The sequence below is a fragment of the Chryseobacterium sp. WG14 genome, assembly GCF_024586945.1.
Taxonomy (GTDB): domain Bacteria; phylum Bacteroidota; class Bacteroidia; order Flavobacteriales; family Weeksellaceae; genus Chryseobacterium.
Genome location: NZ_JALCZD010000014.1, coordinates 64,506 through 87,597, shown reverse-complemented (window position 1 = coordinate 87,597; position 23,092 = coordinate 64,506). Strand labels below are relative to the sequence as shown.

General features: G+C 37.1%; 19 protein-coding genes. 12 read left to right on the top strand and 7 right to left on the bottom strand.

All coding sequences use genetic code 11. The features are described from left to right. Positions 1-9 precede the first annotated feature (9 nt). The 6 genes from MP478_RS19595 to MP478_RS19570 form a co-directional block, all read right to left on the bottom strand. Positions 10-2,712 carry an ATP-binding protein gene (locus MP478_RS19595; RefSeq protein ID WP_257201424.1) on the bottom strand — a complete coding sequence of 901 codons (2,703 nt, stop codon included), beginning with the start codon at positions 2,710-2,712 and terminating at the stop codon, positions 10-12. Then, entirely contained in the window at positions 2,705-2,899 is a 195-nt protein-coding gene (locus MP478_RS19590) for a hypothetical protein (protein ID WP_230034759.1), read from the bottom strand. The genes MP478_RS19595 and MP478_RS19590 overlap by 8 nt, the downstream gene beginning before the upstream one ends. 62 nt (positions 2,900-2,961) lie before the next feature. Continuing rightward, positions 2,962-3,189, bottom strand: a complete 228-nt coding sequence (locus MP478_RS19585) for a DUF6814 family protein (RefSeq protein WP_047485203.1) — start codon at positions 3,187-3,189, stop codon at positions 2,962-2,964. Positions 3,190-3,232: 43 nt separating this feature from the next. Continuing rightward, entirely contained in the window at positions 3,233-4,813 is a 1,581-nt protein-coding gene (locus tag MP478_RS19580; protein ID WP_257201396.1) for an MFS transporter, read from the bottom strand. 106 nt (positions 4,814-4,919) lie between these two features. After that, on the bottom strand, positions 4,920-6,299 hold the full coding sequence (locus MP478_RS19575) for a porin (protein ID WP_257201395.1): 1,380 nt from the start codon (positions 6,297-6,299) through the stop codon (positions 4,920-4,922). Positions 6,300-6,618: 319 nt separating this feature from the next. After that, positions 6,619-7,035, bottom strand: a complete 417-nt coding sequence (locus MP478_RS19570) for a helix-turn-helix domain-containing protein (protein WP_257201394.1) — start codon at positions 7,033-7,035, stop codon at positions 6,619-6,621. A 160-nt stretch (positions 7,036-7,195) separates the two neighbouring features. Here MP478_RS19570 and MP478_RS19565 point away from each other — a divergent pair, with 160 nt between their 5' ends. From MP478_RS19565 to argH, 8 genes are all read left to right on the top strand, one after another. Next, on the top strand, positions 7,196-7,882 hold the full coding sequence (locus MP478_RS19565) for a GNAT family N-acetyltransferase (protein ID WP_257201393.1): 687 nt from the start codon (positions 7,196-7,198) through the stop codon (positions 7,880-7,882). Beyond that, positions 7,854-9,053 (top strand): argininosuccinate synthase, encoded by a 1,200-nt coding sequence (locus MP478_RS19560; RefSeq protein ID WP_257201392.1) that lies wholly within the window; start codon positions 7,854-7,856, stop codon positions 9,051-9,053. The genes MP478_RS19565 and MP478_RS19560 overlap by 29 nt, the downstream gene beginning before the upstream one ends. A 52-nt stretch (positions 9,054-9,105) precedes the next feature. Further along, entirely contained in the window at positions 9,106-10,071 is a 966-nt protein-coding gene (gene argC / locus MP478_RS19555) for an N-acetyl-gamma-glutamyl-phosphate reductase (RefSeq protein ID WP_257201391.1), read from the top strand. Between the two features lie 106 nt (positions 10,072-10,177). Next, a complete protein-coding gene (locus MP478_RS19550) occupies positions 10,178-11,317 on the top strand; it encodes an aspartate aminotransferase family protein (RefSeq protein WP_257201390.1) in 1,140 nt (379 codons plus the stop codon). Between the two features lie 345 nt (positions 11,318-11,662). Beyond that, positions 11,663-12,622, top strand: a complete 960-nt coding sequence (locus tag MP478_RS19545; protein WP_257201389.1) for an N-acetylornithine carbamoyltransferase — start codon at positions 11,663-11,665, stop codon at positions 12,620-12,622. A 65-nt stretch (positions 12,623-12,687) separates the two neighbouring features. Beyond that, the gene (gene argB, locus MP478_RS19540) at positions 12,688-13,482 is read left to right on the top strand and encodes an acetylglutamate kinase (protein ID WP_257191072.1); all 795 of its coding nucleotides are present in this window, start codon (positions 12,688-12,690) and stop codon (positions 13,480-13,482) included. Beyond that, complete coding sequence (locus MP478_RS19535) at positions 13,457-14,539, top strand: M20 family metallo-hydrolase (RefSeq protein WP_257201388.1); 1,083 nt, start codon at positions 13,457-13,459, stop codon at positions 14,537-14,539. Before argB ends, MP478_RS19535 begins: the two co-directional genes overlap by 26 nt. Before the next feature lie 248 nt (positions 14,540-14,787). Then, positions 14,788-16,092 (top strand): argininosuccinate lyase, encoded by a 1,305-nt coding sequence (gene argH, locus MP478_RS19530; RefSeq protein WP_257201387.1) that lies wholly within the window; start codon positions 14,788-14,790, stop codon positions 16,090-16,092. A 425-nt stretch (positions 16,093-16,517) separates the two neighbouring features. Here the strand turns inward: argH and MP478_RS19525 are convergent, their stop codons facing one another. Continuing rightward, positions 16,518-16,979 (bottom strand): Lrp/AsnC family transcriptional regulator, encoded by a 462-nt coding sequence (locus MP478_RS19525; protein WP_047485178.1) that lies wholly within the window; start codon positions 16,977-16,979, stop codon positions 16,518-16,520. A 241-nt stretch (positions 16,980-17,220) separates the two neighbouring features. Between MP478_RS19525 and MP478_RS19520 the strand changes: the two genes are divergently transcribed. The 4 genes from MP478_RS19520 to carB all read left to right on the top strand — a co-directional run bounded on the left by MP478_RS19520 (position 17,221) and on the right by carB (position 22,976). Further along, positions 17,221-18,111: an aspartate carbamoyltransferase catalytic subunit gene (locus MP478_RS19520; RefSeq protein WP_257201386.1), complete on the top strand. Its 891-nt coding sequence runs from the start codon at positions 17,221-17,223 to the stop codon at positions 18,109-18,111. Between the two features lie 156 nt (positions 18,112-18,267). Beyond that, a complete protein-coding gene (locus MP478_RS19515) occupies positions 18,268-19,341 on the top strand; it encodes a carbamoyl phosphate synthase small subunit (RefSeq protein ID WP_047485174.1) in 1,074 nt (357 codons plus the stop codon). A 45-nt stretch (positions 19,342-19,386) separates the two neighbouring features. After that, positions 19,387-19,737 carry a four helix bundle protein gene (locus tag MP478_RS19510; protein ID WP_257201385.1) on the top strand — a complete coding sequence of 117 codons (351 nt, stop codon included), beginning with the start codon at positions 19,387-19,389 and terminating at the stop codon, positions 19,735-19,737. A gap of 56 nt (positions 19,738-19,793) precedes the next feature. Continuing rightward, positions 19,794-22,976, top strand: coding sequence for a carbamoyl-phosphate synthase large subunit (carB, locus tag MP478_RS19505; RefSeq protein WP_257201384.1), 3,183 nt, complete (start codon positions 19,794-19,796; stop codon positions 22,974-22,976). Positions 22,977-23,092 lie beyond the last annotated feature (116 nt).

Sequence of the window (23,092 nt, the reverse complement as noted above, 5' to 3'; positions counted from 1 at the left end):
AGGTGCTTTTTAAGAATGTTCAACTTCATTTTTAATCTCTTTTATTATTATCTCGGGAATGCTGATGGTGAAAGTGACACCAAGTCCGCTGTTTTCAGCTTTGATACTTCCGCCGTGAGCCTGTACAATTTTTTTAGAAATAGCAAGCCCAAGTCCGCTTCCCGTAGGCTTTAAAATATTCTGGTTTTTAGATTGATAAAACTTGTCAAAGATCATTTCCAGGTCTTCCTCAGGAATATGTTTTCCTGTGTTGAAAATAGAAATGATTAACTGGTTTTCCTTTTCAAAAAGTTTGGTTTGTATAGTACCTTGTTCATCAGTGAATTTCAATGCATTTCCCCAAATATTCTGAAAAAGCTGGATCATCCTTGCTTCATCATATTCAAATATAAACTGATTCAGAAGATTTACTTCACTTAAATGAATATTTTTCTGCTGGATCAGGTGGAGGAGTGGATTCAATGCTTTTTTATAAGTCTCGATGATGTTACTTTCCTGAATACTTAACAGGATTTCTCCATGTTGTAGTTTATCAAGATAAAGAATATCGTTGATGATTTCACTTAATCTGTCAGATTCTGTGATGATATTATTTAAAAACTCCTGTTTGATATCAAAAGGGATATCGTCGTCATCCGCTAAAATCTCTCCGGCGGAACGGATAGCTGTAATCGGAGTTCTCAGTTCATGGGCAACAGAATCCAGAAAATCGTCTTTCTGGCGGTCTTTGACAATCAGGCTTTCGTTGGCGGTACGCAGATCATCAGAAAGTTTCTGGAGTTCCTCAGACTGCTCTGTCAATTTTTTATTTAAGCTGATATTTTCCTGTGATTCCTCAAGGATATTCAATACCTCTTTTAAAGATATTTTATCCTCTTTGGTTACTCCTTCAATCAATATTTTTGCGGAGGCGGTACCAATTCTTCCTGCTAAAAGGTTTTCCGAGAATTTAATAAACCTTGAGTCTGCCGTTTCTGTGTTAGAATCGATATTATATTTCAGGTTGAAAATCCTTAGAGCCTGCTCTGTTTTACTTTTACCTAAAAACCTTTCGAGGATATTCTGAATGTCGGAAATATAGGCTGTTCCCCGCCATATAAAAGCGTTTTCGTGATTTTGAATATATTTGTCGATATCTACATACAGTTCAGCAAAGTTCCTTTCTCTGTAATTTCCTTTGGTGCTGACGGAAATAATGGTAAATAAGCCTGTATTTACCAAAATTGACCAGAAAAAAATCTGTGGAATTCTTCCTAAATAAGGGATGGTGAAAAAACCGAAAGCATCATACATGTCTCTCAATACACCTTTGAACTCCTGGTTGTACGAAAAATAGTACTGAGGAATAATCAATCCGAAATAACAGATTGCCAATCCGGCGATAAGCCCAATGACAGCACCTTTATAGCTCCCTCTTCTCCAGAATAGAGCACCAAAAAATGAAGGTGCCAGCTGGCCGATCACTACAAATGAAATTAAGCCTACAGAATCAAGAGAGGTCTTCAGTATAAAATATTTATAGAAGGCAAAAGCCATGATAATCAGTGCGAAAATGCTGAATTTCCTGATGTTGGTAATATTTCTTGTATTCTGCTCTTCACTTTCGGATTTGAACTTTCCAAGCAAGCCATAAGGAATGATCAGGTTATTGGATAACATGATGGATAAAGTAATAGCTGAGATAATGATCATTGAAATGCAGGAGCTTAACCCGCCAAGGAAAACCAAGACCGTAATCAATGTGTTGTCAAAATGTTGTGGAATTAAAATAGAGTAGAACTCCGGATTTACTTTCTGTCCATCAAAAATCAACCTTCCGCCCCAGGCGATTGGGAAGATAAATACAGTGAAAATCAACAGGTAAAGAGGGAAAAACCAAATAGCCGTTTTAATGTGTTTTTCCTGTCTGTTTTCTACAATAGCAGTATGGAATTGTCTGGGCAAAATACAGATGGCTGTAGCGGAAATCATGCACAGAAGCATCCAGTTCATAGCGCCCTCAGTTCCGTTGAATGTATTTTTTTCTTTAAAATCTTTAAACTGGCTTGCTTTCTGATAGATATCTGAAAAACCATCAAATACATAATAAATGACAAAAAATCCAAGAATGATAATAAAGAATAATTTTAAAAAACTTTCCAGGGCAATGGCTGAAATAATTCCCAGCCTTTTTTCTGAGGCATCTACGTATCTTGTTCCGTAATATGAGGCAAATAAAGCAATTAAAACAACCACAAAAGTAGCGTTGTCCGTAAGGATGTCTTTTGACATCGGTGTTTCTGTAACCAAATGGAAGGTCTCGGAAATCGCTTTGATCTGCAGTCCGATATAAGGAACAATACCAAGAAGGCACACTATTGTAATAATAGCACTGAAGCTTCTGCTGTTTCCATATCGCAATGAAATGAAATCTGCAAGACTGCTGATTTTATTGACTCTTGAAATCCTTACAATCCGTGTATTGATATAAATCCATGCAGGAATAATCATGATGGGACCGATGTAGATCGGTAAATAGTTTAATCCGCTTGTAGCCGCTACACCAATACTTCCATAGTAAGTCCATGCCGTACAGTATACAGCAAGAGACAAAGCATAAATGTAAGGATTGTTGATCCAGATCTTGCTTTTCTTCTTCTCTGCCAGATAGGCAACTAAGAACAAAAGGGCCAGATAAAACAAGACTACAAAAAATAAAGCGAAACTACTCATCATACTTTTTTACGATTACAAAAGATATCACGATGGAAATCATCCAGACCGCAAACAGGTAGATCAGAATCATTGGGTAGCCCAAAACACTTTTCTCACTGTTGAAAATCAATGAAATGGGAATGCTGAAAGCAATCATCAGCCCGATGCTTAAGATAATAAGTTTCTGTTCGTGTCTTTTTTTCATAAATGATGATTGATAAAAGATAATTGATGAATGCTGCATCCATCAATTATCCATATTATTTTTTAAATTTTGTCGTCCGAATATTCTCCCGTTAACGCATAATAACCGAAAACGGCCATTCCACCCGAGACAATGGGCATCAGTACAAATAAAATGATGATGCCGAAAACCAGGTCTTCCTGTTTTCCGGAAGTGATTTTGGGAATTCCCATTACCGTGGTTCCGAAATATCCTACGATCACAGCAATTGCGATCCAGAGAATGCCTAATATTTTTTTTAGTCCGTTCATTTTAATAGTTTTAAAATTAATAAAAATTTGAGTGATTCCATACCTAATCGTGAAGATTATTGTTCTTATTTTTAAGATAAATTAATCCGATGAACAGACAGACTGCTGCCACTCCGATGGGATACCAAAGTCCTTCAAGATACCATGTTGCATGTCCAGCTTCTTTTCCTGTAGTCACCAGATACGTGGCAACTGCCGGAAGGAGACCTCCAAATACCCCATTTCCAATATGATACGGCAGAGACATGGAAGTATAGCGGATTCTTACAGGGAACATTTCCACTAGGAATGCGGCAATAGGCCCATAAACCATGGTTACAAATATCACCTGGATAAACACCAGGAAGACCAGGTACCATTTCGTGTCATCACTTAATTTTACGGTTTGGGATACTTTTGCTTCTTCAGCTTTTCCGTCTTTCATAACCGGACCGGTCGGTGACCAGTGGACAATACTGTCTTTTTTAACTAAGGTTCCGTCTGTAAAAAGGGTCTCTTTATGAATGGTAACCAAGCTGTCTGTAGCAATGTCATTATGGATTTTGGCTGTTCTTTTTTCTGTAATTCCATTGGCTGCTACTGTTTTATTTTCAAGATTTACGCTTTTAAACATGCTGTCGTATATTGGTCTGTATGCTAAAATAGCGACAAGCATTCCGGTCATCATGACTGCTTTTCGGCCTATTTTATCAGAGAGCCAACCGAAAAACACAAAGAAAGGAGTTCCTAAAAGCAAGGCTGTTGCCATCAGTAAATCTACCTGGGAAGATTCCACATTCATTACCTTTTGTAAAAAGCTCATAGCATAGAACTGCCCTGTGTACCAGATGACCCCTTGTCCCATTGCAGCTCCAAATAAGGCAAGTAGAACAAATTTGAAGTTAAACTTATTGCCAAAACTTTCTTTTAAAGGATTTTTGGACGTTTTTCCCTCGCTCTTGGCCTTGGCAAAAAGCGGAGATTCTTTCATATTTTTTCTGATGATATAAGAAACCCCAACCATGAGAATAGAAATCCAGAAAGGAACCCTCCATCCCCAAGTGTCGAAATCTTCAGGAGAAAGAGTTTTTCTTGTGATCAAAATAACAATTAAAGAAATGAAAAGTCCGGCAGTAGCTGTAGTTTGTATCCATGAAGTCCAGTAACCTCTTCGATGAGGCTGTGCATATTCTGCGACATACGTTGCTGCACCACCATATTCACCTCCAAGCGCTAAACCCTGTAGTAGTCTTAAGATTAGAACTAAAACCGGAGCCATAAATCCAATGGTTTCATAACTTGGGATACATCCGATAAGGAAAGTGGAAAACCCCATAATCAGTAAAGTTACCAGGAAGGTGTATTTTCTTCCGATTAGATCTCCCAGTCTTCCAAAGAATAAAGCACCGAAAGGCCTTACTACAAATCCGGCAGCAAATGTTGCCAATGTAGATAAAAAGGCAGCGGTGGGATTATCTGCAGGGAAAAATTTTGTTGCTAAAACGATGGCTAAACTTCCGAAAATGTAAAAGTCATACCATTCTATCAGGGTTCCAAGGGATGAGGCGGTAATAACGCTCCATATGGTGCGGTTTTTCTGCCTGTCGGACATATTTTCGTAGCTTTCGTAGTGCTTTTCGCTCATATTGATTAGTTTTTGATGTTAGTAGAAAATGATAATAATTCAGTGAAATTTTTTATCAGGTTATATTGTTTTCATTGCCTTAATGTTGTACTGTGTTGGCGGTGGATTATAGATAAATCTGAAACTGTACAATGAACTCACCTTTTGAAGAAGGACTTTCCGTGGGGCTTGTATAGACCGGTCGTGTTGAATACTGTGTGGTGATTTTTGCATGATGACCATCGATAAACCAGTTGGCTCCAACATCAAACTGGGAGGAAGACTTGTCAAATGCTTCAAAACTTTTGTGTGTGTAAGCTGCAAAAGGCTGTATTCTGATTTTTGGTTTCTCAGCCTGGCTGGGTAAAAGTAAACCAGCCTGAGCGTAGATAATATTACCTGTTCCAATAGTAGGCTGTAAGTTTCCCGGTCCTGCAATGGCTTTGTTACCTATAAAATTGGGGTCTGTGGCGGCAATGTTCATTGTTCCCAGATTTCTTATATAATTGGGTCCGAAATTGTAGTTGTAATATCCGGCATACGCAGAAACGGCCATTTTATTTTTGGCTTCTCCCAATGGAATATCTGCAAAAGCATCTACAGCGAAAAGAGTGATATCGTGTTTTTCAATATTGGAATTAATGGAAGTTCTTGTTCCGTCTGCCTGATGATAAAACCCAGCCCCTACATTGAAAACTTTCTTTGTTCCCAGATAAGAACCTACTTTGAAAGGTAGTGTATTGGACTCTTCATCAAGGAATTGATATTCAAGATAACCTGCCTTTGAAAAACTTGGATTTCCATTATTATCTACCGCTACAGCTCTCGCAGGATCAGTGACATTCACTGGTGTCAGATCTGTTGCAAAAGGTTTATTTAAGCTGAGGCGATATTCCAGTTTTCCATATTTTCCCTTGGCAAACATTCCAAGCTGTCTGGCAAACTGGTCTGAATTGTCAATCAGAGGCCATGAAAAAACAGGGGAGTCTACAGTCAGGAAATTAAGGGTAGAAGCCATCGTCATTCGGGAAAGTCCCATATAGTAATGGAGCCCTGCCCCTAAAGATAAACTGAATTTTCCCGCTTCTCCAGGTAAAATAACTGCATATTCATTCCAGGCATCATGGAAAAACAGCTGGGTTTTCTTTCCGTTTCCGTAACCTCCTGTTCCTGAAGTTCCTGTTGCTCCTCCATTGATGAAGGTCTGATTGTTAATTCCGAAATGAAGGAGGATCATATATCTTTTGGAGATCTGAGCATACGTTAAAGCCCGTAATCTTCTGTTTCCTATGCTCCAGGAATTGTCTGTGGGTTCACTTCCCACCATACTCCCGGGGTTCATAGAGGTGTTTCTTAACCAGAGCTGGTCCCATAAAATAAATCTGATGAACTTGTCTCCGTCCGGGTTGAGGTTGACTTTTAATCCGCTGCCGTAATCAGGAGAACCTTGCGAGTATAAAGAACTGCTGATTAAGGCTACTCCAATGAATGTAAGTAATTTCTTCATAAATTATCAATTTTTGGCGTTGTTTTTTGTGAATGCCAAATTGGAATTAATAATTTATTTATAAAAATTTAATATATATTAGTGGTAATGATATAGTTTTTTTTGGTAAAAGGCTGACGGTTATGAGTTATGAGTTAAGGGTTAAGGGTTAAGAGTTAAGAGTTAAGGGTTATTAGTTAGGGGGGTAGGTGTTTATTGAAATGTAATAATTTGTAAATCAATAAATTTAGGGTCTCAAGTCTCCTGTTTAATACCTGATGTCTTTATTCTTGGTTCTTGGCTCTTGGTTCTTGGTTCTTTGTTCTCTTCTCCCTTCTCTCTACTTCTTAAATCTCTCCCATTTGATCAACATGTACTTGTCAGCAAACTGGGTGATGATAATTCCGGAGTTTTTAATGTTTTCTTCCTGAGCAATATATTCAATTAATTCATTTTGTTTTAATATTTTATAAACAGGATGGAATTCAGAATGGGGAGGTCTGGTAATATTGTATTTTTTGATCCATGAGCTGATCGTAACATGGGAAACCCCGATAATTCTTTCGATTTCACGGTAGCTTAGACCTTCCAGGTAGAGCTGTAAAGCTTTGGTTACATAGTAGTCGTCAATCTGCTTTCCCAGTTTTTTAACTGTGAAATAATACTTGCAGTTCTTACAGCGGAACCGTTGTTTTTCATTGATGATCCCGCTTTTAACTATTTTATTACTACTGCATTTAGGACATGTATTTTCCATAGCTATACTTTTTTAGCAAATATATAATAAATTAGCAAAAATATAATTTCTAATAAAGATAATTTTACCTGTATAATTTTTTAAAACAAAAAAAATATCTTTTTTATTTGGTTTTTATAGAAATTATATTTTAAATTTGCCAAAAAAATTAGATAAATAAATGGAAATAGAAATTTCCTCATGCGAACATCTAATGTATGTGAGTGAAATACAGCAGGAAATGTATGATTCTGCACAGCGCAGAGGAACGGGTATCGCAAAACGTTCCATCGAATATTTAAGTAAAAAGATTTCAGAGGGCAATGCTGTGGTAGCTACTGAAAACGGCGAGTGGGTGGGTTTCTGCTATATAGAGACCTGGTCGCATGGGAAGTTTGTTGCCAACTCAGGATTAATTGTATCTCCGAAATTCAGGAATGGAGGAGTAGCGACGCAGATCAAACATAGAGTGTTCCAGTTATCTAGAGAAAAGTATCCGGAAGCTAAAGTATTTGGGCTGACTACAGGTCTGGCGGTAATGAAAATAAATAGTGATTTAGGATACAAACCGGTTATCTATTCTGAACTGACTCAGGATGAGGAATTTTGGAGCGGTTGTAAAAATTGTGTCAATTACGAAATTTTAATGAAAAAGGAACGTAAAAACTGCCTGTGTACGGCAATGTTGTTTGTTCCGGAAAATATAACAAAAAATGAGGCTGTGAATGATCAGCCTAACAATAAATATGATGAAATAAACCAAACAGGATTGGGGCATTCTGCTCAAAGTTCTCCTGGTGAATTTCATCTGGCCATTAACAAAAATAAAAAGAATTCAGATGAAAAAGAAGGTCATCTTAGCGTTTAGCGGAGGTTTAGATACTTCCTACTGTGCGAAATATCTTAGTGAAACACTGGGGTATGATGTATATGCAGTAACTGTAAACACCGGAGGTTTTTCTAAAGAAGAAGAAAAGGAACTGGAGAAAAAAGCCCTTAATCTAGGGGTGAAAGCATACAGGTGCGTAGATGCTCAGGAAGACTATTATAATTCTTGTGTGAAGTATTTGATTTTTGGGAATGTATTGAAAAATAATACCTATCCTCTTTCTGTAAGTGCTGAGCGCACTATTCAGGCACAGGAGATTGCAAAATATGCAATTGAAGTTGAGGCAGATGCTATTGCTCATGGAAGTACAGGGGCCGGAAATGATCAGGTTCGTTTTGATTTGATATTTCAGGTAATGTGTCCAGATGTGGAGATCATTACCCCGATCCGGGATATGGCTTTATCCCGTGAAGAGGAGATTGAGTTTTTGAAAAGCCATGGCTATGAAATGGAGTTTCATAAAGCGCAATATTCAGTGAATAAAGGGCTTTGGGGAACTTCTGTAGGAGGAAAGGAGACTTTGACATCAAGAAATTACCTGCCGGAAGAAGCGTTTCCTTCTCAAATTCAGGAAACTCAGGCTTCAGAGCTGGAGATCGAATTTAAAAACGGAGAAGTGGTTGCTGTGAATGGGGAGAGTTTTGAACATTCCGTATATGCTATTCAGAAAATAGAAAAATTAGCTTCTGTGTATGGTATCGGCCGGGATATCCATGTTGGGGATACTATTGTAGGGATAAAAGGAAGAGTGGGTTTTGAAGCAGCAGCAGCTTCAGTAATTATTAAAGCACACCATTTATTGGAAAAGCATACCCTTTCAAAATACCAGCAGATGATGAAATCTCAATTGTCCGATTGGTATGGAAACTGGCTTCATGAAGCATTGTTCTTAGACCCTGTGATGAGAAATATTGAATCTTTCTTAGTAGATTCTCAAAAAACAGTAAGTGGAAAGGTATTTGTAACCCTTCATCCTTACAGATTTGTTTTAAATGGAATTGAATCTGTTCACGATTTAATGTCTGATCAATTTGGAAGCTATGGAGAAGCGAACAGAGCTTGGACAGGAGAAGATGTAAAAGGGTATACAAAAATTGTAAGCAACTCTTTAAATATATACCACCAAATTAACCAAAATATCAACAACTAGTTCCGAAGGAACGATTTAGCCCAAAATAGGATGTAGTCCTATTAGTTTGAATATGAAGAAAACAGTAGGAATTGTAGGAGCCAACGGCTATACAGGAAGTGAGTTGATACGCTTACTGGCTTTTCATCCCCATGTGACATTGAGTTTTTTATATAGTCGTTCGAATTCGGGAACAAGAATATCGGATTTGTACCCGGATTTGACGACGGTTTGCGAACAGATTTTAACGGATCAGCCTGAAGAGGTGGATATTCTTTTTCTGTGTCTTCCCCATAAGGAAAGCCAGAATTGGCTAACCCAGAATCCTGTGAAAGAGGAGACTTTGGTGATTGACCTGGGAAATGACTTCCGTTTGCAAGGAGATTTCGGAAACAGAGATTTTATCTACGGATTGCCTGAAATCAATAAAAAACAACTGTCAGGGTCAAAGAGTATTGCCAATCCGGGATGCTTTGCAACCGCGATTCAGTTAGCTCTTTTACCATTAGCTGAAAAAGAATTGCTGGATGAGGTTTTTACAACAGGAATTACAGGATCTACAGGAGCAGGGCAGTCTTTACAGGCGACTACGCATTTTACCTGGAGAAACGATAATGTCTCTGCGTACAAAACTTTATCTCATCAGCATGTGGATGAAATTTTACAACAAATAGTTTTGTTTAATCATAAAGAGGTCAGCCTGAATTTTGTACCATGGAGAGGGGATTTTGCAAGAGGAATTTTTACAAGTTCTACGGTAAAAACAGATTGGGGACTTTCTGACCTCTATCAGTTGTATCAGGATTTTTATGCAGGAGAGCCTTTTGTAAAGGTAAGTGAAAAAGCAATTGATTTAAAACAAGTTGTCAATACCAATCGCTGTGTGATTCAGATCGAAAAATGTGGAAATGTAGTAGTGATCCACTCAGCGATTGACAATTTGTTGAAAGGCGCTTCAGGACAGGCAGTACAGAATATGAATATTGCCATAGGCTGGGAAGAAAATGAAGGACTGAATCTGAAGCCGATAGCTTTTTAATGTACAATGCATAAAGTACAATGTATAATGTTACAAAGTAAAATGTATTAATGAGGTAGCAGATCCTATTAACTCTCAACCATCAACTAACAACTAGCAACAAAAAATGAATTTATTCAACGTATATCCATTATTTAATATAAACCCGGTTAAAGCTCAGGGATCTTTCCTTTGGGATGATAAGGGAGAACAATATCTTGACTTTTACGGAGGTCATGCGGTAATTTCCATTGGACATAATCATCCTCATTATCAGACAAAACTAAAAGAGCAGTTAGAGAAAATTTCTTTTTATTCTAATTCTGTTCAGAATGAATTGCAGACTGAGCTGGCAGAGAAACTTGGGAGGCTTTCAGGCTATGAAGATTACAGTCTTTTTTTATGTAATTCCGGAGCTGAGGCGAATGAGAATGCCTTAAAACTAGCTTCTTTTCACAATGGAAAAAGCAAAGTGCTTTACTTCTCCGGATCATTTCACGGAAGAACTTCTGCAGCGGTTTCTGTAACCGATAATCCCAAAATTGTGGCATCGGTTAACTTTTCAGAACGATTTATCAAATCGGAATGGAATGATATCGAACAGCTTGAAAAGACTTTTGAAGTATCTGGAAATGAAATCTCTTCTGTAATTATCGAAGGAATTCAGGGTGTGGGAGGAATTATGATTCCAACGGCGGAGTTTTTATCTAAAATTAAGGAATTGTGTGATCAGTATGACAGTGTTTTGATTTTAGATGAGGTACAATCCGGATACGGAAGAAGCGGATATTTCTTTGCGCATCATGAATTCGGAATACAACCGGATATGATTACCACAGCAAAAGGAATGGGGAACGGTTTTCCGGTGGGAGGTGTTTTAATTCATCCTAAATTTCAGGCAAGCTATGGTTTGTTGGGAACAACATTTGGCGGAAATCACCTGGCTTGTGCAGCGTCTATTGCAGTTCTGGATGTTATGAAGGAGGAAAACCTTATCGAAAATGCTCAGCAAATGGGCGAATATATTGAAAATGAAATTAAGGATTTACCACATATTAAATCAATCCGAAGGAAAGGACTGATGATCGGAATAGAACTCGACAGGGACTGTTCGGAAGTAAGGAAAAGCCTGCTGTATGATCATCATATTTTTACAGGAAACTCAAATGATAAAAGTGTTTTAAGGATTCTTCCGGCACTTACTATCAAAGAAGAGGAAACCGACCTTTTCATCAATGCTTTGAAAATAGTATTGGAAAAAATTTAAACAAAACTGCAGAGAGCAAAATTGCAAAAAGCCTAAGATCCAAATTATAATGCAAGTTTGTCATTCCGTAGGAATCTAGGCGAAATAGTCAAAACTTGAATTGAAAATATGTTAACCACAAAAGTCACAAAAGACTTAACACTTTAGTGATTTTAAGTAACAACTAAGCGTTAATAAGAACATTTAAGTTCTTTGAAAATCTTTGATTTTCATCTTATGTAAACTTTAATGTTTTCAAGGTGTTAAACTTTTTAAAATTAAGTGTTTAAATAAAAAACTTTTGTGTCTTTTGTGGTTTAAGTTATCACAATTAATAGGTCAATCAATTTTTAAAACATTCATTCAATGAAGAATTTTACCGCTGTAAGTGATGTTGAAAACTTACAGGAAATCATAAAAAAAGCTTTAGAGATAAAAGCAAACCCGCTTTCAGAAACAGAAAAAGGAAAGGGGAAAACTATAGGACTTGTATTTTTAAACTCAAGTTTAAGAACCCGTTTGAGCAGCCAGATTGCAGCGCAAAATTTAGGGTTAAATGTTTTGACACTGAATGCAGCACAGGAAGCATGGAATCTTGAATTTGCTGATGGAGCGGTAATGAACGGAGATACAGTGGAGCATATCAAAGATGCTATTGAGGTATTAAATCAATATTGCGATATTATTGCTGTGCGTTGTTTTGCAGGAATGAAAAGCAAAGAAGATGACGTCAATGAAAGTATTTTAAGCCAGTTTCAGCAGCATGCCAAAGTTCCTGTTATCTCTTTGGAATCAGCAACCCGTCATCCGTTGCAAAGTTTGGCGGACTGTATTACCATCACCGAAAACTGGAAAAAAGATCATAAACCAAAAGTAGTGCTTACATGGGCTCCGCATATCAAACCCATTGCTCAGGCTGTAGGAAACTCTTTTGCAGAATGGATGCAGGAAATGGATGTTGAATTGGTGATTGCAAATCCTGAAGGCTATGATCTGGATAAAAATTTCACAAAAGATGTAAAAGTAATCCATGATCAGAATGAAGCATTAAAGGATGCTGATTTTATCTATGTGAAAAACTGGTCTTCTTTCGATGAGTATGCAGCCATGCCGGAAGTACGGGAAGATTGGATGCTGACGAATGAAAAACTGGCGAATACCAATCAGGCAAAAGTAATGCACTGTCTCCCTGTTCGTCGTAATGTAGAGCTGAGTGATGAAGTGATGGACGGAGCGCATTCTATTATCTACCAACAGGCAAAGAACCGTATTTTCTCGGCGCAGGCAGTATTCAGCGAAATTTTAGATGAATTAAAAGCCAAATAATCCTTGTCAAGGTTTTAAGCCTTGACAAGGATCAAAAAGAGCAAGTATCTCAAAACGTTTACAAAATGAAGGAAAAGTTATACATCATAAAAATTGGAGGAGCTTTAATTGATGATGAGGAATTATTAACTCAATTCTTAGAACAATTTTCTGAAATCCAGGAAAAGAAAATCCTTGTTCACGGCGGTGGTAAATTGGCAACAACTTTGGCTGATAAACTGGGTATTGAGCAGAAGATGATTAATGGAAGGCGGATTACGGATAAAGATACATTGGATATTGTAACGATGGTATATGCGGGAGGGATCAATAAGAATATTGTTGAAAAATTGCAACAAAAAAACTGTAATGCAATAGGCTTTTCCGGTGCGGATGGCAATTTGATTAAAGCTAAAAAAAGAGAACATCCGGATATTGATTTTGGTTTTGTAGGGGATATTAATAAAAAAAGTGTGAACAAGAAACTGGTTTCAAAATTCATGAAGCTCGATCTTATTCCTGTATTTTCAGCGATTACTCATGACAAAAAAGGAAATCTTTTCAATACCAATGCAGATACCATTGCATCAGTGATGGCGCAGGCTTTATCATCGAAATTTGAGGTCGAATTATTATACTGTTTTGATAAAGAAGGAGTGCTTGAAAATGTAGATGATCCGGAATCATTGATCAAAAGTATGAACGGTGAAGATTTCGATGTATTGAAAAAAGAAGGAAAGCTGCATAAAGGGATTTTACCCAAACTTGAAAATGCTCTTGGAGCGATAAAAAATAACGTAAATAAGGTGTTTCTGATTAAAGAAACCCAATTGAAAAATCATATAGAGAATCATCATGCAGGAACTGAAATCTGTTTATAATAAAGAAGAATTACTGAATAATGCAGTTGAATTGCTGAAAAATCTGATTGAAATTCCTTCATTCAGTAAAGATGAATTCAATACATCGGTGGAGATTGAAAATTTCTTCAAAAAACATCAGATTCCGACCAAGCGTTTTAAAAATAATATCTGGGCAGTCAATAAAAATTTTGATATATTTAAACCTTCTGTTTTACTGAATACCCATCATGATACAGTAAAACCTAATAAAGCCTATACTTTGGATCCGTTTGTGCCGATCGAAAAAGACGGGAAACTTTATGGTTTGGGAAGCAATGATGCCGGAGCTTCTCTGGTTTCTATGGCACAGGTTTTCCTGTATTTTTATGATAAAGAAGATTTAAAATATAATCTGGTAATTGCTTTAACTGCAGAGGAGGAGATTTCAGGATTTGATGGAATAGAAGCTTTATTTCCACAGTTACCCAACATAGAATTTGCTATTGTAGGAGAACCCACACAGATGAATTTGGCGATTGCCGAAAAAGGACTGCTTGTGATAGATGGGGAAATGATGGGAACTCCTTCCCATGCTGCTCATCCTAATCATGATAACTCGATTATAAAATGTATGCAGGATCTGCAGCATATTTTAGAATTTAAATTCCCAAAAGTTTCAGAATATCTGGGAGAGGTAAAAGTGACTTTATCAGGCATTAATGCCGGAGTACAGCATAATGTGGTACCTGAATCCTGTCATTTTACACTGGATGTAAGGGTGACAGATGAATACTCCAATAAAGAAGCTTTTGAAATGATTCAGTCTCAAATGAAATCAACACTTACAGCGAGATCTTTCAGACTCAATTCTTCGAAAATTGAAATGGATCACCCGTTTGTACAGGCAGGTCTTGAAATTGGCAGGACAACATACGGTTCTCCAACTTCTTCAGATCAGGCCATTATTCCATGTACATCAGTGAAAATAGGCCCCGGAGACAGTAGGCGCTCTCACACTGCGGATGAATTCATCTATGTTCATGAAATAGAAGAAGGGATTGCGATCTACATCCAAATTCTGGAAAAAGTGTTATAAAGATATCAGATACTAAATCTCAGATCTCAGATACAAATCAAAGAGTCTGACATTTGAATATCTAAAAAAATATGTTTTGACAACGCTCAGCAGGTAGAAAGTTTAAGTTTTTAATAAGGATTTATGCAAAAAAGAAAATTAAAAACGGAAACTTTTATTAAGGAAATGTTTTTTTATAGTTAATAGTAATTTTTAAGGAATGCCTGGCTGGGCATGTCAAAACCAATTAATATTTTAAATAGTTACATATGAAAAAGATATGGCAGAAGGATAACCTTGCCACCAATATATTAGTCAATCAGTTCACCGTAGGAAAAGATCTTGATTTTGATGAACGTTTAGCAAAATACGATGTAAAAGGGTCTATGGCCCATTGTAAAATGCTTGCAGAAACAGGGATTATTTCCGATGAAGAATCAGAGCAGATGTTATTTGTTTTGAATGAAATTTTAGAAAAAATTGAAAAAGGTAGTTTTGAAATTGATAAAGAAGCTGAGGATATCCATTCTCAGATAGAAGCTATTCTCATTGAAGAATTAGGCGATACAGGAAAGAAAATCCATACTGCAAGATCAAGAAATGATCAGGTGTTGCTGGATATCAAACTCTATTTACTGGATGAGATCCGTGAGATAACAGCGCTTACAGATGAGTTTTTTCAGATTTTAATCAAACTGGCAGATCAGCATAAGGATGTTTTACTGCCCGGATATACTCATCTTCAGATTGCTATGCCTTCGTCTTTCGGGCTTTGGTTTGGAGCTTATGCAGAAGCACTTTTAGATGATGTTGAAATGCTGTTTTCAGTGAAAAATATCATCAATAAAAATCCATTGGGATCTGCAGCAGGTTATGGTTCGTCTTTTCCTATTAACCGTGAGAGTACGACGTATAATTTAGGCTTTCAGTCGATGAACTATAACTCGGTGTATGCACAGATGACCCGTGGGAAATCAGAGAAATTACTGGCAATGTCAATGGCAACATTGGCAGGAACACTGGGGAAGTTTGCTTATGATGTTTGTCTGTATTTGAATCAGAATTTTGATTTTATAAGTTTTCCAAAAGAATTTACAACGGGCAGCAGTATTATGCCCCATAAAAAGAATCCGGATATCTTTGAATTGGTTCGTGCAAGATGTAACAGAATACAGTCTCTTCCGAATGAGCTTATCATGCTAACGAATAATCTTCCGTCGGGATATCACAGAGATGTACAGCTGACTAAAGAAATTCTTTTCCCGGCAATTGACTCTCTGAAAGAATGTCTGGAGATTTTGAGTTATACTTTACCTAATATCCAGGTAAAAGACGGGATTCTGGAAGATGAAAAATATAAATATCTTTTCAGCGTAGAAAAGATCAATGAAGAAGTGAAAAATGGAAGTTCTTTCCGTGACGCCTATGTGAAAGTAGGACAGGAGATTGAAAATAATGCATTCGATTTTGAACCGGGAAATCTTGATCATACGCATCAGGGGAGTATAGGAAACCTCTGTCTGGATAAAATAGAATATCAGTTCAATAAACTGAAAAATAAATTATTGGGTTAGAATCTAAGCCATTGAGGTCATCAAAAACTTAAGCAAAAAAATCAGTAGAATTTCTAAAATTATTTTAGCCTGCTGCCTTTTCGTTGTGAAAGCCTTAATCTTATAAATCTTACCTGCTTAAATGATCTTAATGGTTAGATTTTATTCCGCTCTTTGAATTTGATGATTGATTTTAAAACTTTGAAACTATTGAGTATAGTTGGAAATTAAGAAATTTTATCGGAGATAAAATCTTTGCGCCTTATAGCATAAAGGATATAAATTTCTTTTGCGTCTTTGCGTTTTTCTAACAAAATAAGAGATTATAAAAACCAAAAAATGTTGGTATACGCAAAGACGCAAGGAATAATAAGTATTATTTTTAAGGTGCAAGAAAATCAAAGATTTCAGCAAGTGAAATTAATTTAAGTTTAAAAATGAAAAAATTATTCCAGGTCAATTTTGAATTTGGTGGATTTTTTTACCTCATGAAGAACAATGGAGCTATGGTATTGTCCGATATTGGGAAGGTTTGAGATGACATTGACTGCAAATTCATTATAGGAGTTAATGTCTTTTGCAATGATCTTTAGCATATAGTCATATTCCCCGGAAAGACTGGTGATTTCCTGTACTTCATCATATTTTCCGATGTTTTTCTCAAAGGTTTCCAATACTTTCTTGGATTGCTCTTTAAGACGGACATTACAATAGACTATGATATTCAAACCCAGTTTTTCACGGTTTAAAAGACCTACATATTTTTCAATAATTCCGTGCTTCTCCAGTTGTTTGATCCGCTCATAGGTTGGAGTAAAGGTAAGGCCTATCTTTTCTGAAATTTCCTTAACAGATAGAGTAGAGTCTTCCTGAATAATGCTGAGAATCATTTTGTCTTTTAAATCCATAAACTAATTTGAGTGATAACAAAAATATTAATTTAAAATGAGAATAGGAAAATACTGAGGTTTTTAATTTTTTTAAAACTTTGTTTTTGTAGATTCGTAAAAATACTGTATCTTTGCACCTAATGAATAAAAAAGCATTTATATCATTAGATTTACCGGGCGAAAGCGCCCTTTACGATATTTATTGTTATTAAGCGAAGATCTTGTCTTCGCTTTTTTTATGCTCAAAAATTAAAGAATTATGTTTACGATTACAGAACTAAGCACCGAGAGAATCAACAGTATACTGACAGAAGCAATGGCTTTTGCGAATGGAAAAACTGCTAAAATTGAAGGAGAAGTTTTTTGCTCAAACCTTTTCTTTGAAGACAGTACAAGAACAAAGACGAGCTTTGATATTGCAGAAAGAAAACTGGGACTTCAGGTTGTTCCTTTTGATGCTTCACACAGTTCGGTAAACAAAGGCGAGAGCCTTTATGATACGGTGAAGACTATTGAAAGTATAGGGGTAAACTTAGTAGTGATCCGCGATAAAAAGGACAGGTACTTTGAAGAATTACAAAATATTAAGATTCCTGTGATCAATGGAGGAGACGGAACAGGAAATCACCCTTCACAGTGTATGTTGGATCTGATGACGATCTATCAGGAATTCGGAAGGTTCGAAGGATTAAAAGTAGGGATTGTAGGGGATGTAAAACACAGCCGTGTTGCCAATTCAAATGCTGAAGCCCTAAGAAGATTAGGAGCTAAAGTATACTTCTCAGGACCGGAACAATGGTTTGATGAAGGAGCTTTGATCAACGGAACTTACCTTTCAGTAGATGAACTGATTGCTGATGTAGATGTTCTGATGCTCTTAAGAATACAACACGAAAGACATGATGACGCGATGAGCTTTACAGCTTCCGACTATCATAAAAGATATGGCCTCACCAAAGAAAGGGAACGAGCGATGAAAAAAGAAGCAATTATTATGCATCCTGCACCTATCAACAGAGGGGTAGAAATAGATTCGGATCTTGTAGAATGTGAACGTTCAAGAGTTTTTAAACAAATGCAGAATGGCGTTTTCGCAAGAATGGCGATCCTGAAGGAAGCGCTGGAAGAAAAAGGGTTTACGTTTAAGTAAATTGTAAAAAGTATAATGTACAAAGTAAAATGTACAAAATACAGATCGGAGAGAAGTACATTATACATTGTACACCCGACATTGTACAAAAAAAAATAATATAGAACAAGGAAGTCTGACTTCTAAGTTCTAAAATCTAAAATCTAATTTTTAAAAATGAAGAAAAAATTAATACTGGAGTCCGGTGAAGTGTTTCATGGAGAAGGTTTCGGAGCAGAGTTGGAAACTGCAGGAGAAGTAGTTTTCAATACCGGAATGACAGGGTATCAGGAATTGATTTCTGACCCGTCGTACTGCGGTCAGATAGTTTGTATGACCTATCCGCTTATCGGAAATTATGGTATTAACCGTGATGATTATGAAAGTATCGAGCCTGCAATTAAAGGACTTATCGTAAAAGAACTTTGCGATCTTCCTTCTAATTTCCGTACTCAGATTACTTTAGATGAATTATTTAAAAAGAAAAACCTTTCAGGAATCTCAGGAATTGACACCAGAAGACTGACAAGAATTCTTCGTAACTATGGAGTAGTGAAAGGTAAAATTGTAAATGCTGATGCTGATGAAAGTGCAGTTGCTGCAGAACTAAAAACTACAAGTTTCCCTATCAACCAGGTGGAAACAGTTTCTACAAAAACACCTTATGCTAACCCTAATCGTGGGTTCAAAGTAGTCTTAGTAGATTTTGGAGCTAAACTGGGGATCATCAGAGAGCTGTCACAAAGAAATTGCGACATTATCGTTGTTTCTCAGGATACAACAGCAGAAGAGATCTTACTGATGAATCCTGATGGAATTATGCTGTCAAATGGTCCTGGAGATCCGGAAGATGTACCACACGCTTTGGATATGATCCGAGGTTTACTGGGGAAAGTTCCCATCTTTGGAATCTGTTTAGGACACCAGCTGATCGGATTAGCTTGCGGAGCAAAAACCTTCAAACTAAAATTCGGACACAGAGGAGGAAACCACCCGGTATTGGATCTGGAGAAAAACAAAGTGGCTATTACTTCTCAAAACCATGGGTATGCAGTAGATCAGGAAAGCTTAAAAGGAACAGATCTTATTGAAACCCACATCGCCTTGAACGACAGAACAAATGAAGGATTAAAGCACAAAATCCACCCTTGTTTCTCCGTTCAGTACCACCCTGAAGCGAGCCCAGGCCCGGAAGATGCAAACTACCTTTTTGATGAGTTCATTGAAATGATGGAGAATTTTAAAAAGTAGGAATCAAGAACCGAGAACCAAGAACCAAGACGAAATAGAGTACAAATGCACAACTTTGAAAAACTACTTTTCTGGCAAAAGTCTATTGTATTGGCAAAGAATATCTATGTTGTTTGTCAAGAGATTAACAATGACGAAAAGTATGGGATAATTTCTCAGATTAAAAGATGTACTATTTCCATTCCGTCAAATATAGCTGAAGGTTCAGGAAGAAATAGCACTAAAGAATTTAATCATTTTCTTGCTATTGCTTTGGGTTCTGCATTTGAATTGCAAACCCAGTTGATTTTGGTGAGAGAGTTAAATCTTTTGCCTGAAGAGAAGGTAAATACTTTGCTTAGTGAAGTATCTGAAATTCAAAAAATGATTTACTCATTCAAAAATAATTTAAAATAAAGTCTGGAAAATCTTGGCTCCTGGCTCTGGATTCTTGACTCTAATAAAAAAGAAAAATGGCAAAACGTACAGATATAAAAACAATTTTAGTAATCGGTTCAGGACCTATTATCATTGGTCAGGCAGCTGAATTTGATTACGCAGGAACGCAGGCTTGTCTGTCTTTGAGAGAAGAAGGCTACAAGGTTATTTTGATCAACTCAAACCCTGCAACAATTATGACGGATGTGGAAATCGCAGATAAAGTATATATCGAGCCGATTTCATTACAGTTTGTAAGCCACATCATCAGAAAAGAACGTCCGGATGCATTGTTACCAACACTGGGAGGCCAGACAGGGCTGAACATGGCGGTAGAATTGGAGAAATCAGGAATTCTTGAAGAATGCAAAGTGGAAGTATTGGGAACTACACTTTCTGCAATTAACAGAGCAGAAGACAGAGACCTTTTCCGTGAACTGATGAGAGAGCTGAACGAACCGGTTCCGGAGTCTGATATCGTTAATACAGTAGAAGGAGCAATTGCTTTTGCTGATAAAATCGGATATCCTGTAATTGTTCGTCCTGCCTTTACCATGGGAGGAACAGGAGGTGGTATCGCTTCCACGGAAGCTGAATTGAAGGAGATTGCTGAACTGGGATTGAAATATAGTCCTGTTACACAGTGTCTTATCGAGAAATCAATTGCTGGATTCAAAGAAATTGAATATGAAGTAATGCGTGATGCAAACGACAACGCGATTGTGGTTTGTAACATGGAAAATATAGACCCGGTGGGAGTTCATACCGGAGATTCAATCGTAGTAGCACCTTCTCAGACCCTTTCAGACAGAGAGTATCAGTTATTGAGAAATGCTTCTTTAAAAATCATCAGAGCATTAGGAATTGAAGGAGGATGTAACGTACAACTAGCATTGGATCCACATTCTTTCGAGTACTATATCATTGAGGTAAACCCAAGAGTTTCCCGTTCTTCAGCACTTGCAAGTAAAGCAACAGGATATCCTATTGCCAAAATTGCTGCCAAAATTGCTGTAGGATTGACACTTGATGAAATTATGAACCCGGTGACAGGAAAAACATATGCGTGTTTTGAGCCGGCGCTGGATTATGTAGTTACTAAATTCCCAAGATTCCCATTTGATAAGTTCGAAACTGCTGACAGAAGACTTTCTACTCAGATGAAAGCAACAGGTGAAGTAATGGCTATCGGAAGAAATTTTGAGGAGTCTTTACAGAAAGCAATCCGTTCATTAGAAACAGGAATCAAACACCTTGGATTAAAAACAAAACAGGCTGAGGCTCTTACAGCAGAAGAAATTGAAAGAAGAATCAGAGTTTGTGATGACGAAAGATTGTTCATCATTGGAGATGCTTTAAGAAGAGGATACGATTGGGAACAGATTGTAGAATGGAGCAAAATAGATAAGTTCTTCATTTGGAAACTGAAAAAGTTAGTAGATTTTGAAAAAGTGATTGCTGATCATAAATTTGATAAAGAAACTTTAATTCAGGCTAAGAAACTAGGTTTTGCAGATATCAATATTGCTGTTCTTTGGGATGTAACGGAACGTGAAATTTTCAATTTCAGAAAAGAAAACGGAGTGATGCCGGTATACAAAATGGTAGATACCTGTGCCGCAGAATTTGAAAGTGAAACTCCCTATTTCTACGGAACCTATGAAGAAGAAAATGAAAGTGTTGTTTCCAATAAAGAAAAGATCATTGTGCTGGGTTCAGGACCTATCAGAATCGGACAGGGGGTAGAATTTGATTATGCTACAGTTCACTCGGTTTGGGCAATCAAAGAAATGGGTTACGAAGCGATCATCATCAATAACAACCCTGAAACAGTTTCCACAGACTTCTCTATATCTGATAAATTATACTTCGAACCTCTTACGGAAGAAGATGTAATGAACATCATCGACCTTGAAAAACCTAAAGGAGTAGTGGTTCAGTTCGGAGGGCAAACTGCGATCAACCTTGCAGATAAGTTAGCATCTCACGGAGTACAGATCTTGGGAACTTCCCTGGAAGATCTTGACAGAGCTGAAAACAGAGATAAATTTGAAAAAGCATTACAGGAGCTTGGAATTCCTCAGCCAAAAGGAAGAACTTCAACCTCAAAAGAAGAAGCAATAGAAATTGCCAACGAAATCGGTTATCCGGTATTGGTACGTCCAAGTTATGTTTTAGGAGGTAGAGCAATGGAGATTGTATACACAGAAGCAGAACTTGCACACTATATGGAATTCGCGGTTGAAGCAAGCCCAGAACATCCCATTTTGGTTGACAAGTACATGGTAGGAAAGGAGATTGAAGTAGATGCAATCTGTGATGGTGAAACAGTAATAATTCCCGGAATTATGGAGCACATCGAAAGAGCAGGAGTTCACTCCGGAGACTCTATTGCAGTGTATCCGCCACAAAATATTTCACAAAGCGAAGTTGATACTTTAGTAGACTATACAAAGAGACTGGCAAAAGGACTGAAGGTTATAGGATTAATGAATATCCAGTACGTACTTTTCGAAGGAAATGTATATGTAATCGAAGTGAACCCGCGTTCTTCAAGAACAGTTCCTTTCTTATCTAAAATCACTGAGGTACCAATGGCTAACCTTGCTACAAAAGCAATATTAGGACAAAAACTGACAGATCTTGGTTACAAAGACGGGCTGGTTCCTAATAAAGAAGGTGTATTTGTAAAAGTTCCTGTTTTCTCTTTCTCAAAACTAACGAAAGTTGATATCTCTTTAGGACCTGAAATGAAGTCTACAGGAGAGGTTATGGGTAAAGATACAACGCTTGAAAAAGCACTTTACAAAGGTCTTGTTGCAGCAGGAAGAAAAGTTCCTATGCATGGTTCCATCCTGTTTACAGTGGCAGATAAGCATAAAGGAGAAGCCGCAGCTTTAGCAGCAAGATTCCATGAAGTAGGATTCAGAATCTGGGCTACAGAAGGTACCGCGAAGTTCTTTGGAGAAAAAGGAATCCCTTGCAAAATTGGATATAAAATAGGAGAAGAAAGTGTAAACCTTATCGATCTGATCCAGAAAGGAAAAGTTCAGTATGTTGTGAATACCACTACAAAAGGTAAACAGGCAGAAAGAGACGGTTTCCAGATCAGAAGAATGAGTGTGGAGAACGGTGTTCCTTGTTTAACGTCAATGGATACGGTAGAAGCTATTCTGAAAGTAATTGAAAGCATGAGTTTCAAAATGGAAACGATGTAATTTTCAGAAAATATAACACTATAAACCTCATAGATTTTTGAAATCTATGAGGTTTTTTTATCTCAATCAATTATATATCAACGCTAGGTTTGCCAGAGCTCTACCTTACCTAATTT

What these genes read in the sequence shown, in the direction of transcription:
- MP478_RS19595 (WP_257201424.1), bottom strand. Translation starts at nt 2,712, where the DNA reads ATGAGTAGTTTCGCTTTATTTTTTGTAGTCTTGTTTTATCTGGCCCTT.
- MP478_RS19590 (WP_230034759.1), bottom strand. Translation starts at nt 2,899, where the DNA reads ATGAAAAAAAGACACGAACAGAAACTTATTATCTTAAGCATCGGGCTG.
- MP478_RS19585 (WP_047485203.1), bottom strand. Translation starts at nt 3,189, where the DNA reads ATGAACGGACTAAAAAAAATATTAGGCATTCTCTGGATCGCAATTGCT.
- MP478_RS19580 (WP_257201396.1), bottom strand. Translation starts at nt 4,813, where the DNA reads ATGAGCGAAAAGCACTACGAAAGCTACGAAAATATGTCCGACAGGCAG.
- MP478_RS19575 (WP_257201395.1), bottom strand. Translation starts at nt 6,299, where the DNA reads ATGAAGAAATTACTTACATTCATTGGAGTAGCCTTAATCAGCAGTTCT.
- MP478_RS19570 (WP_257201394.1), bottom strand. Translation starts at nt 7,035, where the DNA reads ATGGAAAATACATGTCCTAAATGCAGTAGTAATAAAATAGTTAAAAGC.
- MP478_RS19565 (WP_257201393.1), top strand. Translation starts at nt 7,196, where the DNA reads ATGGAAATAGAAATTTCCTCATGCGAACATCTAATGTATGTGAGTGAA.
- MP478_RS19560 (WP_257201392.1), top strand. Translation starts at nt 7,854, where the DNA reads ATGAAAAAGAAGGTCATCTTAGCGTTTAGCGGAGGTTTAGATACTTCC.
- argC (WP_257201391.1), top strand. Translation starts at nt 9,106, where the DNA reads ATGAAGAAAACAGTAGGAATTGTAGGAGCCAACGGCTATACAGGAAGT.
- MP478_RS19550 (WP_257201390.1), top strand. Translation starts at nt 10,178, where the DNA reads ATGAATTTATTCAACGTATATCCATTATTTAATATAAACCCGGTTAAA.
- MP478_RS19545 (WP_257201389.1), top strand. Translation starts at nt 11,663, where the DNA reads ATGAAGAATTTTACCGCTGTAAGTGATGTTGAAAACTTACAGGAAATC.
- argB (WP_257191072.1), top strand. Translation starts at nt 12,688, where the DNA reads ATGAAGGAAAAGTTATACATCATAAAAATTGGAGGAGCTTTAATTGAT.
- MP478_RS19535 (WP_257201388.1), top strand. Translation starts at nt 13,457, where the DNA reads ATGCAGGAACTGAAATCTGTTTATAATAAAGAAGAATTACTGAATAAT.
- argH (WP_257201387.1), top strand. Translation starts at nt 14,788, where the DNA reads ATGAAAAAGATATGGCAGAAGGATAACCTTGCCACCAATATATTAGTC.
- MP478_RS19525 (WP_047485178.1), bottom strand. Translation starts at nt 16,979, where the DNA reads ATGGATTTAAAAGACAAAATGATTCTCAGCATTATTCAGGAAGACTCT.
- MP478_RS19520 (WP_257201386.1), top strand. Translation starts at nt 17,221, where the DNA reads ATGTTTACGATTACAGAACTAAGCACCGAGAGAATCAACAGTATACTG.
- MP478_RS19515 (WP_047485174.1), top strand. Translation starts at nt 18,268, where the DNA reads ATGAAGAAAAAATTAATACTGGAGTCCGGTGAAGTGTTTCATGGAGAA.
- MP478_RS19510 (WP_257201385.1), top strand. Translation starts at nt 19,387, where the DNA reads ATGCACAACTTTGAAAAACTACTTTTCTGGCAAAAGTCTATTGTATTG.
- carB (WP_257201384.1), top strand. Translation starts at nt 19,794, where the DNA reads ATGGCAAAACGTACAGATATAAAAACAATTTTAGTAATCGGTTCAGGA.